This is a genomic window from Vibrio sp. SCSIO 43086 (assembly GCF_051132235.1).
GTDB lineage: Bacteria > Pseudomonadota > Gammaproteobacteria > Enterobacterales > Vibrionaceae > Vibrio > Vibrio diabolicus.
This window is the reverse complement of sequence record NZ_CP072678.1, coordinates 1,710,267-1,725,787: the sequence shown is the minus strand read 5'-3', so window position 1 is coordinate 1,725,787 and position 15,521 is coordinate 1,710,267. Positions and strand designations below refer to the sequence as shown.

Sequence of the window (15,521 nt, the reverse complement as noted above, 5' to 3'; positions counted from 1 at the left end):
GTCTTTTCATTAAAAGTGGGAGTTTCTGTGGCAGGTTACATACGCTTCAAAGGCTTCACGACACTATCTAAGCCTTCAATTTTGAGCGCTAAACACAGCTTGAGCAAATCCCCTAGCTCGCCACTTGGCCAGCCCTTTTTCTCGAACCACAGTAAGTATTCTTCAGGTAGGTCGATTAACACTCGCCCTGCATATTTCCCAAATGGCATTTGCATTCTAGCGAGTTTAATGAGGTTTTCTTTTTCTAACATAAGTGACAAAGATTTGAGGTAACTCGTCCAAGAATATCACTGCCGCCCTCTCCTCACCAGCAAATCGCACTCACGTTTATTTTGGCGGCTTTGACTTGCTTTGTGCTAGAGTGCGCGGCATAAAAAATGAGAACGAGAAAGCAATGAAGTCACCTTGTCGAGCAGCATGTAAAAATAACGCCGGAATATGCTCTGGTTGTCACCGAACGATGGATGAAATCATCCAATGGAAAGACAAAACAGATCACCAACGAAACACGATTATCGAACAAATCGCAGGGGAAGATTCAACGCACAATTGTCCTGAGTGCGGGACTCAAGCCCATTGTGATATCGCCGCAGGCAAAGAAACCTGTTGGTGCTTTACTATTGAAACCCGTGATTTACCCAAGCCAAGCGCCAACCAGCTGTGTTTGTGCCGAAAATGTCTAGAAAAAAAACCAGTCGCATAATACGACTGGCTTACTGTTCTGCATTTTCTGACTGGAGTTTATTTAGCGGTTAAAGCAGACGCTTCAAACTTAATGCCTTCCCAACCTGTCACCATAAAATTACGAATATTCTGGTGATCGCTATTCTCTGGATGCTGCAATACATCTTCACGATAAAAACGGCCAAAGCAGGCTAGCGTCGCTTCTTTGTCTAGGTTGTTTAGCAAACCGAAAGCGAAGATCTTACACGAACCGTTGTTCTCACCCGCGTTGTTTTGCGTCTCACCATTAACAAAAGCGGTTGGCTCAAACGTATAGTTATCTTCGATCACCGCCATCGTTGCTTCAAATTCGACCTGCTCTGGTGAAGCTGCCAACAAATCTAAAAACGATTTTAATTCCATTATTCCTCTATCCCTACTTCATCATTTTGATGACACATTAGTTTCATAAAAAGCCAATATAAGAGTCATCAATCATACATATATTCAGAGCCTTACCAAATCACACGTCATTCAGCGTTCTATCATTCCAATTGCGGAAATGGACAGAAGCATAAACCCCATGCTGATTGACAGCGTATCGGATTGATAAGGAGATATCATGATCACCCCTTTAAAGGCAATCGGTGCACTCGCATTGTCATCACTTGCCATCGCGTGTTCATCACAACCCGAAGATACCGTGGCTTCATTCGCTACACAATGCAAACCTACCACTGCGCCCGTTGCTGGGGAAACGTCAATTCAAGGGTTAACGTTTATCGGGACATCCGTTGCTGATGCCCCATTCGACACATCGGCAGCTGAAATCGTCAGTTATGACGCTTGTACGGATAAGCTCTATGTGGTCAATGCTGAAGCAAAACGTGTCGATGTACTTTCTATGGATGACAACGGCGTACCAACCCAAACCGCATTCATTGATCTCAACAGCGCTGGCGAAGCGGCTGGCGTTGAAATTGGCGCTGCAAACAGTGTCGCTGTATTCAATGGTTTGGTCGCGGTTGCGATTGAAAACAGTAATAAACAAGCGAATGGTATTGTTGGTTTGTACCGCTCCGACGATTTGTCATTAGTCATGACTTTCCCAACAGGCGCATTGCCAGACATGGTTGGCTTCTCGAAAGATGGCCGATACATCGCAACCGCTAATGAGGGCGAACCAAACAGCGATTACAGCGTCGATCCTGAAGGTAGCGTCACTCTGATCGATCTGAACCTTGGCGTTACTCAAACAGAAGTGACACAAATTGGCTTTAACGAATTTGATGGCTCACGAAAAGCAGAGCTTCCAATGAATGTGCGTATTTCGGGGCCAAACGCCACCATCGCTCAAGATCTAGAGCCGGAATACCTCACTTTTGCAGATAACGGTAAAATCTATGTCGCGCTACAAGAAAATAACGCCATGGCAATCGTCAATCCAGTGAGCAAATCGGTAGAAAAAATTGTTGGCTTAGGTGAGAAGTCTTGGTCGGACGCTAAACTCGATGCATCTAACAAAGACAAAATTATTGGAAACTTGAAAAGCTACCCACAACTGGTTGGATTATTTATGCCTGACACCATCGACAGCTACTCAGTGGATGGGAGTACTTACATCGTATCTGCAAATGAAGGCGACGGCCGTGAGTACGGATTCAAAACCACTCAAGAACTGTGCGACAAAGCAGGCTTTATGTGGGATGAGGACGATTTCCTTGGTACAGATGAATACACATCCGAGCAAGGGACCTGTCTAAGCCATGTTGATGAAGTGCGCGGTAAGAAGCTGAAAGTAGCAGCAGAACACCCATTGGCAGAAGCACTAAAAGACAACAAACAACTCGCGCGTTTAAAAGTGATTAAGCCGGAACAAACGCTTTCTGCACAAGATAATGTTCAAGCATTTGGCGCGCGTTCATTCTCGATTTGGGATGAAAACGGCAAGTTGGTCTTCGATAGTGGTGACGATTTTGCGACTATCGCGCTGCTGAATGAAGGTAAAAACTTCAACAGTACCAACGATAACAATCACAGTGGCGATGACCGAAGTGATGATAAAGGCATTGAGCCAGAGGCGATTGAAGTAGCACAAATTAACGGCCGCCATTACGCGTTTATCGGCTTGGAGCGCCAAGGCGGTATTATGATTTATGACATTACCGATCCGAAACAAGTGCAGTTCCTACATTACGTAAACCGTCGTGATTACAATCAGCCAGTGTGTACAGAAGTCGAAGATGGTGAATGCGCGAACAGCACATACAATCCAAAAGCAGGCGATTTAGGCCCAGAATCCATTAATTACTTTACTCGCAATGGTGGTCATTTTATCGCTGTTAGCAATGAAGTATCTGGCACGACATCCGTCTTCCGAATTAACCTATAAAGCAATGTAAAAGTCATTTAGAAACACAACGCCCGGCATAAAACCGGGCATTTTTTGTGTGAGGTAATGTCCTACTCTGCCGATACTAGTGCGTCACACTTTGATGCGCAGATAAAATCGTTTTTATGCAGACCTTTGATAGAGTGACTCCACCACGTTACGGTGACCTTACCCCACTCCAACAAAATAGAAGGATGGTGGAACTCATCTTCTGCCAGTTCCGCGATTTTGTTACTGAAAGCCCATGCTTGTTTGAAGTTTTTGAATTTATACACCTTTTCTAGTTGAGGTATATCTTCTCTTTCAATGATCTGCCAATCAGACAATTGCAGCAGCAGAGATTGTTGTTCTTCTTTGCTTAGTGCAATGGCATCGATACTACAAGCTTCGCATTTTTGTTCATTCAACATGAGCAGGTTCCTTTGGTTCAAAAAGTGGAGGAAGCAGTCCAGCTTCAATCGCTAGATCGGCTTGTTTCAATAAATTTAACTGACTGATTTTAAAGAGCTGAGAAAAGTCATCAATCACGTAGTACTTCGGTTGCATGATGTCAATACGATAGGGCGTTCTCAACACAGTTTGTAATTCAAATGGGTCGCGAATTGCTACATCACTCTCTAATGCGTAGAGGGTTTCGCCAGGAGATGAGAGAATACCACCACCGTAAATTTTGGTTTTGTCCCCTTCTTTCACCAAGCCAAACTCTACGGTAAACCAGTAGAGACGAGCAAGATAGGCTCTTTGTTTTGGTGTAGCGGCTTGCCCTAGTTGACCATAATGCTCGGTAAATGCAGCAAAATCTGGGTTGGTTAACATCGCGCAATGACCAAATATTTCGTGGAAGAAATCCGGCTCTTGCAAGTAATCGAACTCTTCTCTGGTACGCAAGAATGTGGCGACGGGAAAGCGCTTATTACCGAGCAGATTAAAAAAACGGTCGAAATCAATAAGCGCGGGAACGGGCTCCACTTGCCAACCTGTTGTCTCCATCAGGACACGATTAATTTCTGGCAATTGAGGAACGCGGTCTTGAGGTAAATCAAGCAGCGTTAAACCGTGTAAATAAGCCTTACAAGCTCTGTTTTGGATCACACCCATTTGTCGTGTTACCAAATCTCGCCAAATGGCGTCTTCTTCACGGCTCCATTCAACCCTGCCTTCCTGGTTTACGGGTTTAGAACGATACTGAGTCATGGCACATCTCCATTAACAAATCCTTTACATTAAGCCTATCTTCAGTCTTGAGAGCTTCCAATCCCTACACGATTTTCTCAGTATCGATTCGATGTAACATATTGTTTACAACACGTCGTAACTGCATGATTTTTATGACACGATATAATATCTAGCTTGTTTGACTTTATCGTGTATTCCTCTCAAACTAAAATCTGTTACCACTTTGTTATAGAGGGACCTATGCGCGAGAGCAGCAAAGTATGGCAACCGAGCGAAAGTCGTATCGAAGAAGCCAACATCACACAGTTTATTGAACACATTAATCGACAAGGAAATACCATTGAAAACTTCGCCGATCTGCATCAATGGTCGCTCGATCATGTGGAAAAATTTTGGCAAGAAGTCTGGTTATTCTGCGACGTCATTGGTACTCAAGGAGAGACCGTAAAGGAGCAAGCAGAAAGTCGCTGGCAGCAACCCGTCGAAAATAGGGACATGAAATGGTTCCCAAACGCGCAGATTAACTACGCCGAAAACTTGCTAACCTACGCGTGTCACCAACCCGATGATCTCGCGATTTGGTTTGAAAATGAACGTGAAGAAAAGCAAACCTACACATGGAAACAATTGTGTGAAGAAGTTTCGAGTGTCCAGCAATGGTTGAAAGAATGTGGAATCAAGCAAGGTGATGTCGTCGCTGGCTATTTGCCTCACTTACCTCAAACGGTGATAGCCATGTTAGCAACCACCAGTTTAGGGGCAACCTGGACTTCTACCTCACCTGATTTTGGCGTTGAAAGCGTTTTGGAGCGCTTTGGTCAAGTGAAACCTAAAATCCTGTTTACTTGTGATGGCTATACATTCAATGGCAAAACTTTCGATATGTCTGAGAAAAACCAGCATATTGCGGATCATCTTGATGGTCTTAAACAGGTTTGCCAAATTAGCTACCTTAAACCACACATTTTTGAATGCGACGTCTGCACTCAAGATTGGCAAAACGTCCTGAATCAATACACTCCCGAAGCGCTAACTTTTACTCGTGTTAATTTTAACGATCCGCTATTTGTGCTCTATTCTTCAGGCACGACAGGCAAACCGAAATGCATCGTTCATTCCGTCGGCGGAACAGTGCTTAACCATTTGAAAGAGCACCAACTACATTGCGACATCCAACCTAACGACAGAGTGTTTTATTACACGACCTGCGGCTGGATGATGTGGAACTGGCACGTTTCTTCACTCGCGAGCGGCGCATGTTTAGTAATTTTTGATGGTAGCCCTGTTTATCCCGCTCATAACGTGCTTTGGGACCTCGCTGAACAAGCCGAAGTAACGCTGTTTGGAACTTCGGCGAAATACCTAGAAGCATTGGAAAAAGTTTCTTTTTCTCCGCCGAAAAGTGATGCATTTCCCGCTCTGAAAACCATTTGTTCAACGGGCTCGGTTCTGTATCCAGAACAGTTTGATTATGTCTATCAGCACATTAAAGAAGATGTCCACCTCGCCTCGATCTCAGGCGGGACAGACATTTGTGGCTGCTTTGTGTTAGGCAACCCTATTTCTCCCGTTTATCGAGGAGAGTGCCAATCAGCGGGATTAGGGGTCGATGTCAGAGTCTTTAACCCGCAGGGTAATAGCGTAATCGGAGAGCGCGGTGAGTTGGTTTGTGCCAATGCATTGCCCAACTTCCCCGCTGGCTTTTGGAACGACACCGGGGAGAGATATCATCGTGCTTATTGGGATAAGTTCGACAATATTTGGCACCACGGCGACGATGTTGAACAAACCAGCGTTGGTGGATACGTGTTTTATGGTCGAAGTGATACCACGTTGAATCCCGGTGGCGTAAGAATCGGCACGGCCGAAATCTATCAGCAAGTGAACAGTATAGACGGTATTCTAGATTCCATCGCAGTAGGAAAAGAAGTCGATCGCAACGAACAAATATGGCTGTTTGTCCAATTAATGAAAGGGATAGAGCTCAACGACGAGATGATCGCCTCCATCAAAGCACAGCTAAAATCTGCATGTTCTCCAAGACATGTACCTAGTGCGATTTACGCAATAAGCGATATTCCTAAGACCCGTTCCGGAAAACTGGTTGAGTTAGCCGTTAAGCAAGTCGTTAACAATCGGAGCGTAGAAAATTTAGGCGCAATAGCCAATTCTGAAGTGTTGGAGGAGATACGCAGGATAATCGCCCAAAAATAACCTCAGAACACTTGGTTGTTAGAGAACCACTTTGCGTACACCCGCGGCGACAGGTTGAAGAACAAGTGAGATTAACTTAGTTACATCCCCTCAACCGATAAGAAAAAAGCGAGCTAGGTAGCTCGCTTTTATCGTGTGGTGTTCTTTATTCAGTCTTAACGGCGACCAAGCCCCATTAATACCGACATCGTTTTACCGTCAGATGTAATGTCAAAAACGTGTTGCGATTCCACCTCAGTAAAACCTGCATCTTTCAAAGCACGTTTAGACTTCGCAAGGGTAAAACCGTCTTGTTCAGATTCTGCAATCCAATCAAAATGAACAAAGTAACCGCCGTGGTTAAGTAAAGAATGCGAGATTTTTAATGACGCGTCTAAGTCTTCCACAAACGCTAAAACTGACGATGCAACTACTAGGTCAAACTGTCCACGAAACGCTGGATGCTGAGCGACCAAGCCGCGAGACAATGCATCTACGACAGGTTCTACATTGGCAAGCTCTTTTTTATCGAGTTCTTCAATCATGGCTTCCGATGCGTCTAATGCTACGATGTCTTTAACCATCGGTGACAATCGTTGACTTAACTGCCCTGTTCCGCATCCAAAATCTAGTACTTTAATGCCATCAAGCTGAGTTAGCTGTTGTAACTGCTCAAACACCGACTGCGCAAATTGCTCTGTTGCTGGATTTGATTCCCAGTTTTTTGCTAAGCCGTCCCAATCTTGTGCCATCGTGGCCTCCATGTTCACTTTTTGTAACCCACATAGATTACCGCAAAACCGTTAAAAGACCATAGACTTATCTGGCGGATTCGCGTTTTTTTCGATAATCTTTCACGGCTTTGGGAGCACATCTGCATAATACCCAAATTATTTGAATTCATTTATTGGTTGTGTCAAATCATGAACTTAACTCAAGTAGAAGCCTTCTGCACCATCGCTGAGTGTGGTTCTGTTTCTGAAGCAGCAAGGCAACTCGATTGTAATCGCACCAAACTCAGTATGTCGATTAAGGCTTTGGAGAAAGATCTCAACGTTGAGTTGTTTACCCGAACTGGCAACCAGCTCACTCTCTCTGAAGCTGGGAAAGCCATTTACAAAGATTGCGAACACCTACTTATCATCGCACAGCGGATAAGAAAAACCTGTGCTCAAATCTCTGAAGGTTTTAACGCGGAAGTTTGGGTAGCACGTGACGACTCCTTACCTGATGATCTCTGGCAAGAGCTTTCTCATACACTGAATAACCGCTTCCCTTCCACAACCTTCAACTTAATCTTGGCATCCAGTGGCGACTTAGCCAACTTAGTCAGTACCCACCAAGTGGATTTTGCCTTTGGTGTTGATTATGAGCGCGTCGACGATCCTCGTATCGTGTATAACCCGCTAGGCAAGATACGTATGATGTCAGTATGCAGTGCGGAACATCGCCTAAGTAAGATGCGCCGAGTCTCAGACGAAGATCTACGCAGTCAGATGCAAGCATTGATGGTGTACCTAAATGAGAAAGACAACCCTGAACTGCAGCCTTTCTCGACTCGATACATTGGCTTTTCAAGTTTTGACTACATGCTTAACACCATCTTAGAAGAAGACGCTTGGGGTGTACTGCCAGAACCATTAATCCGCCATTACCTTCGCCAGCAAAAGCTCGCCGTTATCAAGCATACATACGGATTGACACAAGAAGACTACTGTATGTTTTCACCTAACGGTCAAACTGAGCACCCAGCAATGACATGGTTAGCGGATAAATTGAGCGAGTATTTATTTGACTTCTAAACATTTTATCAGTGAGCGCCAATTTTATTGGCACCAAGATCATGCGGCAAGTTATTGTTTTATAAGAACATAAACAAAAACGCAACTTTTTAGATTAGAACCTGCTCACTTAGTGGTTGCCTAAATTACCTTATGCGAGAAGAATAGTAAGGTATTAAAATTTAAAGGCATCTTTTATGTGTGACAGGACAAGCAAAAACGAAAACCGTATTCTAACCATTTCAGCCCTTTTAGCATCTGGGTTCGCTGCTGGTGGTATGGTACTTGGCTTGCTTGTAGGATCAATTGTCATCGTTTTTGACGGTGTTTACTCTTTGGTCAGCTTACTGTTAACTTTATTGTCACTGGCCGCTTCCTACTATATTAACAAGCCCTCAAAATCTGTATTCCCATTTGGAAAAGCGGTCTTAGAGCCAATCGTTATTGCGATAAAAGCGGCTGTTATTTTAGTGGTTGTAAGCTTTTCTCTTTACTCTGCAATTTCAGCATTGATGTCCGGAGGCCGTGAAGTCGATGCTTCTATTGCCACTCTATTCGGCATCGTAAACGTCATCGGTTGTGGTTACGCTTGGTGGTTTATGGCTAAACGCAGCCGTCGCTTCTCATCAGGCTTGATTGAAGCAGAGAAAAAACAGTGGCAGATGGATACGCTATTAAGTGTAGCGGTGACGGTAGGATTTGTTGCTGCTTGGGTTGTATCACTAACGCCATTCGCTGAATATGCGGTTTATGCCGATCCTATGATGATGGTGCTAATGGGCTTCTACTTTCTGAAAGTTCCTTTTGATATGTTGGTTGGTGCACTACGTGAGCTACTAATGATGACACCAAGCAAAGAGCTATGTCAGGTCGTTGGCAATGATGTACTAGAGATAGAAAAAACATCTGACCACCAGCTGAAGTTAGCGGGTATCACTAAAGTGGGCCAAGAGCTTCGTATTAACATCGATTTGCACGTCGATGACGACACCATCGCATTAGATAAGTTGGAACAAACTCGTACTCAGTTAACGAAACGTCTGTCGAAACACAGATTTAAACTGCAACTCCATTTAAACGTCGCAAACTGTTAGAACACGAAAGAAAAAGCTCCCGACCGAGGGAGCTTTTTCTTTCTGCCATTTGAGCATACAGCGCAAAGATAAAACCAGATAATTTTGGTTTAACCTGCAGCTTCACGCTTCTCCTTGGTGACAACCCAACAAAGCAAAGAGCCCACCGTAACCATCACAACCCCCTGCCAAAAACTCGGACTCAACGTCACACCAAGAATAATGGAAGAAAATAGCGCAGAGAAAATGGGCGTAAAGTAAGAAAGTGTCGCGAGAAAGACCATGTTTCCGCCAACAATCGCGATGTTCCACAAACCATAACCACCAGCCATCAACGCCGCTGAAGCAAAAAGGTAGCCCATTGCTTCCCATGAAAAAGTCATCTCTGGCTCATCAGCAAACGCATATTTCACCCATAACGAAACAGCAGTAGCAATGAAAAACAACGTAATCGCGTTATGCTTGGATTGCTGCCTCTGGGTTAAATTACAATAAAAGGCCCATATAACTGCTCCTGCGAAAGCCATAAAGTACACCAAAGGGTTACTACTGACATTGGACATAATCTGAGTAACGGATAAGCCATTCTCACCACTCACCGTCCACGCGACTCCAATAAACGCCAGCGCAACCGCTGGATAAAGCAGCCAGTTTGTTTTTTTGTTACTGCCTAAGACCGCAAACAAAACGGTGAGAGCTGGCCAAAGATAATTGACAATCGACACCTCAATAGCCTGCGCACGCGAGTTGGAATATCCCAGAGATAAAGCGAGAAATATTTCATAACAAACGAACATCGCGCCACCAAGCACGAGATACTTTGGAGAAAAGTACGATAACTTCGGAATGCCAACTACGATAAGAAGGAAAATAGAACTGAGAGAGTACAACATGGCCGCCCCGCCCACGGGACCTAAGCTCTCGGTAACCAACCTGGCAATGCCAAGTAAGCAACTCCAAGAGAGGATGGCAATACAACCATAAAGTGTGAAACGAAATTGCACTGATTTCATGTGACCTACCACTCACGAATGCCAAAGGAAACATCAGCTTAACTCAAAAATGATCAGGTTCAACGTACTGTTTTATAAAAATCAGTATAAAAATCACTCCATTACGCAGTTGGAGTCGATATGAAACATTTTCTGCCCTCGAGTGTTATGCTTACACCTTTTGTTGTGCGCTACTATGATGAAGAAGACGACGATAGCGAAATCGCCGAAACTGATTCGAGCACTCAGCATCTAAAAGAAACAGAGCAACAAACGGAAACCTCAGACTAAAGGAATTCTCAAATGAAAAAAGTCGCAGTTATCTTCAGTGGTTCAGGTGTTTACGATGGCACAGAACTGCATGAAGCCGTATTAGCACTCCATGCCATTGAAAAAGAAGGTGCATCATGGCATTGCTTTGCTCCTAACATCGATCAATTACACGTGATTAATCATCTAACTGGCGAAGAGATGGACGAAACACGAAATGTGTTGGTGGAATCTGCACGTCTTGCACGTGGCAATATTGATGATGTTGCAAGATTAAACCCAGAGGAGTTTGATGCCCTACTCTTACCTGGCGGTTTTGGTGCCGCTAAAAACCTCACTGACTTCGCAGTATCAGGGGCTGAGTGCTCGATTAATACACACGTAGCTCAAGCATGTCGCGCATTCGCTCATGCGAAAAAGCCAGCAGGTTATCTGTGTATTTCACCTGTCATTATTCCGATGATTTATGCTCAAGGCGTGAAAGGCACCGTAGGCAACGATGAAGCGATCTCGATAGCATTTAATCAAATGGGCGGCGAGCACATCACTTGCTCTGTCGAGGATATCGTTTTTGATGAAACACACCTCGTTCTATCAACCCCTGCTTATATGTTGGCAGAGAATATATCTCAAGCGGCATCAGGTATCGAAAAGTTAGTATCAAAGCTGATTGAAATTGCCTAATTATTGATAGATAACTTATAAACCTACCTCCCATCCCCATTGATAGTTAAGTTATTAATGGGGATTTTTTATACTTTAGTCTAATTTAGAGATATATCCGTATTAGATATCAATTTTTGCCAATCGATTGCGTCACTGGTTTCATATTTATTCTACTTTATATCTGTGTTGCACCTATACGCTGTGCAACAAGATCACTGTCACAGTTTTTCTCTTGCAAATACCTCTAAATAGGTAAACTTGCTTCAGATCAACTTCAATCTGGAAACGAGTGTGCGACAGTAAATGGCAAATTAAGAAAGATTATTAAAAATAACGACGGAGCTATCCAATATGACAAGTGCATTTTTTATCCCTACGGTAAACCTAATGGGCGCTGGTTGTTTAAAAGACGCAGCAGACAGCATCCAATCTCAAGGCTTTAAAAAAGGTTTGATCGTTACGGATAAGATCCTTAACCAAATCGGTGTAGTCAAACAAGTTCAAGACCTTCTCACTGAACGCGACGTAGCAACCGTTGTGTACGATGGCACTCAACCAAACCCTACTATCACCAACGTTAATGATGGCTTAGCTTTACTAAAAGAAAACGAATGTGACTTCGTTATCTCACTCGGAGGCGGCTCACCGCACGATTGTGCAAAAGGTATCGCTTTAGTGGCGTCAAACGGCGGCAAGATCGGCGATTACGAAGGCGTTGACCAATCCGCAAAACCAATGCTGCCTCTCGTATCAATCAACACAACGGCTGGTACTGCTTCTGAAATGACGCGTTTCTGCATCATCACAGATGAAGAGCGCCACATTAAGATGGCGATTGTGGACAAACACACAACACCATTGATGTCAGTGAATGATCCTGAATTGATGCTTGCTAAACCTGCGTCTCTTACTGCCGCAACAGGTATGGATGCGCTAACACACGCAATCGAAGCTTACGTATCTATCGCTGCGACACCAATTACCGACGCGGTAGCAATCAAAGCAATTGAACTGATTCAAGCTCACCTTCGCACAGCAGTGAAAAACGGTGAAAACCTTGAAGCTCGCGAGCAAATGGCATACGCACAGTTCATGGCAGGTATGGCATTCAACAACGCATCTCTTGGTTACGTTCACGCAATGGCGCACCAACTAGGCGGCTTCTACGACCTTCCACACGGTGTATGTAACGCGATTCTTCTACCTCACGTACAACGTTACAATGCGCAAGTATGTCCAGAGCGTTTACGTGACGTTGCTAAAGCAATGGGTGTTGATGTTGAAGGTATGTCAGCAGAGCAAGGTGCTGCGGCGGCCATTGATGCTATCGTTGAGCTTGCTAAAGATGTCGGCATCCCATCAGGCATTAAAGAGCTTGGTGCGAAGCTAGAAGACATCCCAACCCTAGCGGACAACGCGCTAAAAGACGCTTGTGGTTTCACTAACCCGAAACAAGCAACGCACGAAGAGATCTCTAAGATCTTCGAAGAAGCGATGTAGGCTCGCTAAGTAAACAATTCTCTAGTCTTAATTCAATCCCCGATCTCGTATTGGGGATTTTTTATGTTCGCATACCCTGCCAAACGTCCTCTTTTAGTGTTAGTTTTTAAGTATCTTGGATTCATATTGGAAGGAACCATGAGAACTATCACTGCAACCCTACTCGCTTGCCTAGCTTTTTCTATCGATGCTGCGGACTATCGTGCCAATGAGGTTGCCAATGGGTTTCAAATCCCATGGGGAATTGAATTTCTCGATAAGCAACAAATGATCGTGAATGAAAAAAACGGCACCGTTTCATTACTTAATATTGCGTCGGGAAAACAGCAAACCCTCTTCAAAGTACCGAATGTGAACACCAGTGGGCAAGCTGGTTTATTAGATGTAGCTCTAGTGCCGAATACCGCTCCACAAAATCCACAACTTTTCTTTACTTACAGCAAACGTACCGATAAAGGAAATACTGTGGCCTTAGCGACCGCACAATTGAAAAACAATCAACTTGTGGATTGGAAAGACGTCTTTGTCGCCGACGCCATCACGGACACCAGCCGTCATTACGGCAGCCGTATTGCGTTTGTCGATGACAAGGTTTACTTCTCAATTGGGGACCGTGGCGAACGCGATAATGGGCAAGACACTCAAACCCATGCAGGCACTATTCTTCGCCTCAATCTTGATGGCTCGGTACCACAAGATAATCCATTCAAGACTTCTGAGGCTCGCCCTGAAATATGGAGCTACGGGCACCGTAACCCACAAGGCATGTTTTACGACGAAGCAACAAAACTACTTTGGTCGATTGAGCACGGCCCTCGTGGTGGTGATGAAATCAACCTGATTAGGAAAGGTGCAAACTACGGCTGGGCAAAAGTCTCTCAGGGTAAAGAGTATTGGGGACCGTTAGACGTCGGGGAAGCTAAGTCGTTACCGGGAATGGAAGATCCCAAGTTGGTTTATATTCCGTCTATCGCACCAAGCAATATGGTGGTGTATCGTGGTGATAAGTACCCAGAGTTGGATGGAAAAATCCTCGCCGGTGCCTTGAAGCTGGCGCACATCAACGTGGTTTCTATTGAGAATGGCAAGCTCACCGAATCAAAAAGATTGATGGAGAATCTTGGCGAGCGAGTCAGAGATATCACCATCAGTCCGGATGGCTATGTCTATTTTTCAACAGATACAGGCAAAATTTTCCGTCTTGAAGAGAAGTAATCAAACACCAACATCATTGAGACTATTTAATTTGTGACGTATCAGTGATTTATTTTCGTACAAGTAACACGTTTGAATCTAAAATTAACAATAACCTTTTGTTTTTAGAAAGATAGCTTGGTTTAAGTCGTACGAGGTCATCATGGTTCCTTTTCCATTAAAACTTGAAAGAGTCAAAGCCGTTATTTTCGACTTAGACAATACACTCGTCAGCTCCGATATGAACTTCAAAGACCTTCGTCAGCAACTAGGCTGTCCACAAAACGAAGATTTATTGGATTTTGTTGATAAGCTTGACCATCCACATCAGAGAGAGCATGCCCATAATGTCATCTTTGATCATGAAATTTCTGATGCAGAGCAGTCATCTCCGATGCTGGGTTGCCACGAGCTTTTGGCATACTTACATCAGCATAAAGTTAAAACCGCGATAGTAACGCGCAACTGTTTGATCGCTACGCAGCGTAAGTTGGAACATAACCGAATTGATGTTGAACATGTCCTCACTCGTGAATGCTACCCAGCAAAACCTGATCCTTTATCACTCCAAGTCCTAGCCAAAGAGTGGCGATTAATGCCAGATGAAGTACTTTATGTGGGCGATTTCCTTTATGACCTACAAGCCGCATACAACGCCCAAATGCCATCCTGCCTTGTTCACCACAATACGACTGCACAATTCCACGACTCCGCCTCTCTTGCTGTAACAGAACTGACCGATTTACTCGAACATTTTCAGTCTGTTAAGCACATTCACGACTAACTAGGCACTTTCATAAACAAAAGGAGCACTTGCGTGCTCCTTTGACTTATTCCCGATTTATTTATGCGTCCCCAAGTGAGTGCTTGGGTGATGCGTCGCTTAGCCTTGTAGGTAAGCGTTAAGCATCCACATTAATTTTTCTTGCTCACGGATGTAGTCACCCATCAATGCCGCGGTACCTTCATCGCCTGCTTCACCCGCGTTTTGTAGAATCTCACGCTGTTTTAGAAGTAGAACGCTAAAGCCTTGAACCAGACCTTGTATACACTCCTCACCAGAAGTCGCGTTTTGATGTTCTTTAATTTCACTTGCTTCCAAGTAGTTGCTGAATGCGTGCGCTGGCGTATGACCCAAAGTTAGAATACGCTCTGCAAGCTCATCGATTTTTGTTTGCAGATCAGTGTAGATCTCTTCAAATTTTACGTGCAGTTCGAAGAATTGCGCACCTTTAATGTTCCAGTGGTAACCGCGAGAGTTCATGTACAACACTTGGTAATGCGCTAGCAGTTGATTTAGCTGTTGAGCTAGTTGTGCTGATTGTTCGCTGTCTAGACCAATTAGGCTTACTTGTTTGTTCATAATCTTGCTCCTAGAAGGATGATACCAATCGTAGTAACGAACGATTCTCTTACCGGGATTGGTATAAAATTTAAAAATTCTTTTGCAGTATTTGCTGCCGATGGAGTCATATTACGACTCCGGCTCGGTGAAGAGAATTTGGTTTTAGCTATGATTTAAATAGCTAAATCCAATGAGCAAGTAGACGAATATCGGCGTATCATCCAACAAAAAGCCCCAACCCTTTTTGTGTGAAAAGGATTGGGGCTTTTTTACGAT

At 44.1% G+C, this 15,521-nt stretch carries 17 protein-coding genes; 10 read left to right on the top strand and 7 right to left on the bottom strand.

Features of this window, described 5'->3' with window-relative positions; translation table 11 throughout:
- Positions 1–35: 35 nt before the first annotated feature.
- Positions 36–251, bottom strand: a complete 216-nt coding sequence (locus J8Z23_RS23940) for a DUF3820 family protein (protein WP_434635519.1) — start codon at positions 249–251, stop codon at positions 36–38.
- A 143-nt stretch (positions 252–394) separates the two neighbouring features.
- Here J8Z23_RS23940 and J8Z23_RS23935 point away from each other — a divergent pair, with 143 nt between their 5' ends.
- Entirely contained in the window at positions 395–703 is a 309-nt protein-coding gene (locus tag J8Z23_RS23935; RefSeq protein ID WP_161444353.1) for a cysteine-rich CWC family protein, read from the top strand.
- A 38-nt stretch (positions 704–741) separates the two neighbouring features.
- Here J8Z23_RS23935 and J8Z23_RS23930 read toward each other — a convergent pair whose 3' ends face one another.
- A complete protein-coding gene (locus tag J8Z23_RS23930) occupies positions 742–1,086 on the bottom strand; it encodes a HopJ type III effector protein (RefSeq protein ID WP_005375560.1) in 345 nt (114 codons plus the stop codon).
- A gap of 199 nt (positions 1,087–1,285) precedes the next feature.
- Between J8Z23_RS23930 and J8Z23_RS23925 the strand changes: the two genes are divergently transcribed.
- Positions 1,286–3,055 carry a choice-of-anchor I family protein gene (locus J8Z23_RS23925; protein WP_434635518.1) on the top strand — a complete coding sequence of 590 codons (1,770 nt, stop codon included), beginning with the start codon at positions 1,286–1,288 and terminating at the stop codon, positions 3,053–3,055.
- A gap of 71 nt (positions 3,056–3,126) precedes the next feature.
- On the opposite strand, the gene J8Z23_RS23920 is transcribed toward J8Z23_RS23925, so the two are convergent.
- Together J8Z23_RS23920 and phhA are read right to left on the bottom strand one after the other, a co-directional pair.
- Entirely contained in the window at positions 3,127–3,465 is a 339-nt protein-coding gene (locus J8Z23_RS23920; protein WP_104976512.1) for a 4a-hydroxytetrahydrobiopterin dehydratase, read from the bottom strand.
- A complete protein-coding gene (gene phhA, locus J8Z23_RS23915; protein ID WP_005391119.1) occupies positions 3,455–4,249 on the bottom strand; it encodes a phenylalanine 4-monooxygenase in 795 nt (264 codons plus the stop codon). The genes J8Z23_RS23920 and phhA overlap by 11 nt, the downstream gene beginning before the upstream one ends.
- Positions 4,250–4,471: 222 nt before the next feature.
- Here phhA and J8Z23_RS23910 point away from each other — a divergent pair, with 222 nt between their 5' ends.
- Complete coding sequence (locus J8Z23_RS23910; protein ID WP_434635517.1) at positions 4,472–6,445, top strand: acetoacetate--CoA ligase; 1,974 nt, start codon at positions 4,472–4,474, stop codon at positions 6,443–6,445.
- 155 nt (positions 6,446–6,600) lie between these two features.
- Here J8Z23_RS23910 and J8Z23_RS23905 read toward each other — a convergent pair whose 3' ends face one another.
- Positions 6,601–7,176: a class I SAM-dependent DNA methyltransferase gene (locus J8Z23_RS23905; protein ID WP_006742039.1), complete on the bottom strand. Its 576-nt coding sequence runs from the start codon at positions 7,174–7,176 to the stop codon at positions 6,601–6,603.
- A gap of 171 nt (positions 7,177–7,347) precedes the next feature.
- Between J8Z23_RS23905 and J8Z23_RS23900 the strand changes: the two genes are divergently transcribed.
- Both J8Z23_RS23900 and J8Z23_RS23895 read left to right on the top strand, forming a co-directional pair.
- Positions 7,348–8,226 (top strand): LysR family transcriptional regulator, encoded by an 879-nt coding sequence (locus J8Z23_RS23900; RefSeq protein ID WP_006742040.1) that lies wholly within the window; start codon positions 7,348–7,350, stop codon positions 8,224–8,226.
- Between the two features lie 176 nt (positions 8,227–8,402).
- Positions 8,403–9,299, top strand: a complete 897-nt coding sequence (locus J8Z23_RS23895; protein WP_005391129.1) for a cation diffusion facilitator family transporter — start codon at positions 8,403–8,405, stop codon at positions 9,297–9,299.
- 89 nt (positions 9,300–9,388) lie between these two features.
- Here the strand turns inward: J8Z23_RS23895 and yddG are convergent, their stop codons facing one another.
- On the bottom strand, positions 9,389–10,291 hold the full coding sequence (yddG, locus tag J8Z23_RS23890; protein ID WP_048625236.1) for an aromatic amino acid DMT transporter YddG: 903 nt from the start codon (positions 10,289–10,291) through the stop codon (positions 9,389–9,391).
- Positions 10,292–10,411: 120 nt separating this feature from the next.
- Between yddG and J8Z23_RS23885 the strand changes: the two genes are divergently transcribed.
- From J8Z23_RS23885 to J8Z23_RS23865, 5 genes are all read left to right on the top strand, one after another.
- Positions 10,412–10,561, top strand: a complete 150-nt coding sequence (locus J8Z23_RS23885) for a hypothetical protein (protein ID WP_006742043.1) — start codon at positions 10,412–10,414, stop codon at positions 10,559–10,561.
- A gap of 12 nt (positions 10,562–10,573) precedes the next feature.
- The gene (elbB, locus tag J8Z23_RS23880) at positions 10,574–11,224 is read left to right on the top strand and encodes an isoprenoid biosynthesis glyoxalase ElbB (RefSeq protein WP_301659243.1); all 651 of its coding nucleotides are present in this window, start codon (positions 10,574–10,576) and stop codon (positions 11,222–11,224) included.
- Between the two features lie 333 nt (positions 11,225–11,557).
- A complete protein-coding gene (yiaY, locus tag J8Z23_RS23875; protein WP_005391135.1) occupies positions 11,558–12,706 on the top strand; it encodes an L-threonine dehydrogenase in 1,149 nt (382 codons plus the stop codon).
- A 138-nt stretch (positions 12,707–12,844) separates the two neighbouring features.
- Positions 12,845–13,921, top strand: a complete 1,077-nt coding sequence (locus tag J8Z23_RS23870; protein ID WP_256894091.1) for a PQQ-dependent sugar dehydrogenase — start codon at positions 12,845–12,847, stop codon at positions 13,919–13,921.
- A 142-nt stretch (positions 13,922–14,063) separates the two neighbouring features.
- Positions 14,064–14,684, top strand: a complete 621-nt coding sequence (locus J8Z23_RS23865) for an HAD family hydrolase (protein ID WP_256894090.1) — start codon at positions 14,064–14,066, stop codon at positions 14,682–14,684.
- Positions 14,685–14,783: 99 nt separating this feature from the next.
- Here J8Z23_RS23865 and J8Z23_RS23860 read toward each other — a convergent pair whose 3' ends face one another.
- A complete protein-coding gene (locus J8Z23_RS23860) occupies positions 14,784–15,263 on the bottom strand; it encodes a Dps family protein (protein WP_006742047.1) in 480 nt (159 codons plus the stop codon).
- Positions 15,264–15,521: the final 258 nt, after the last annotated feature.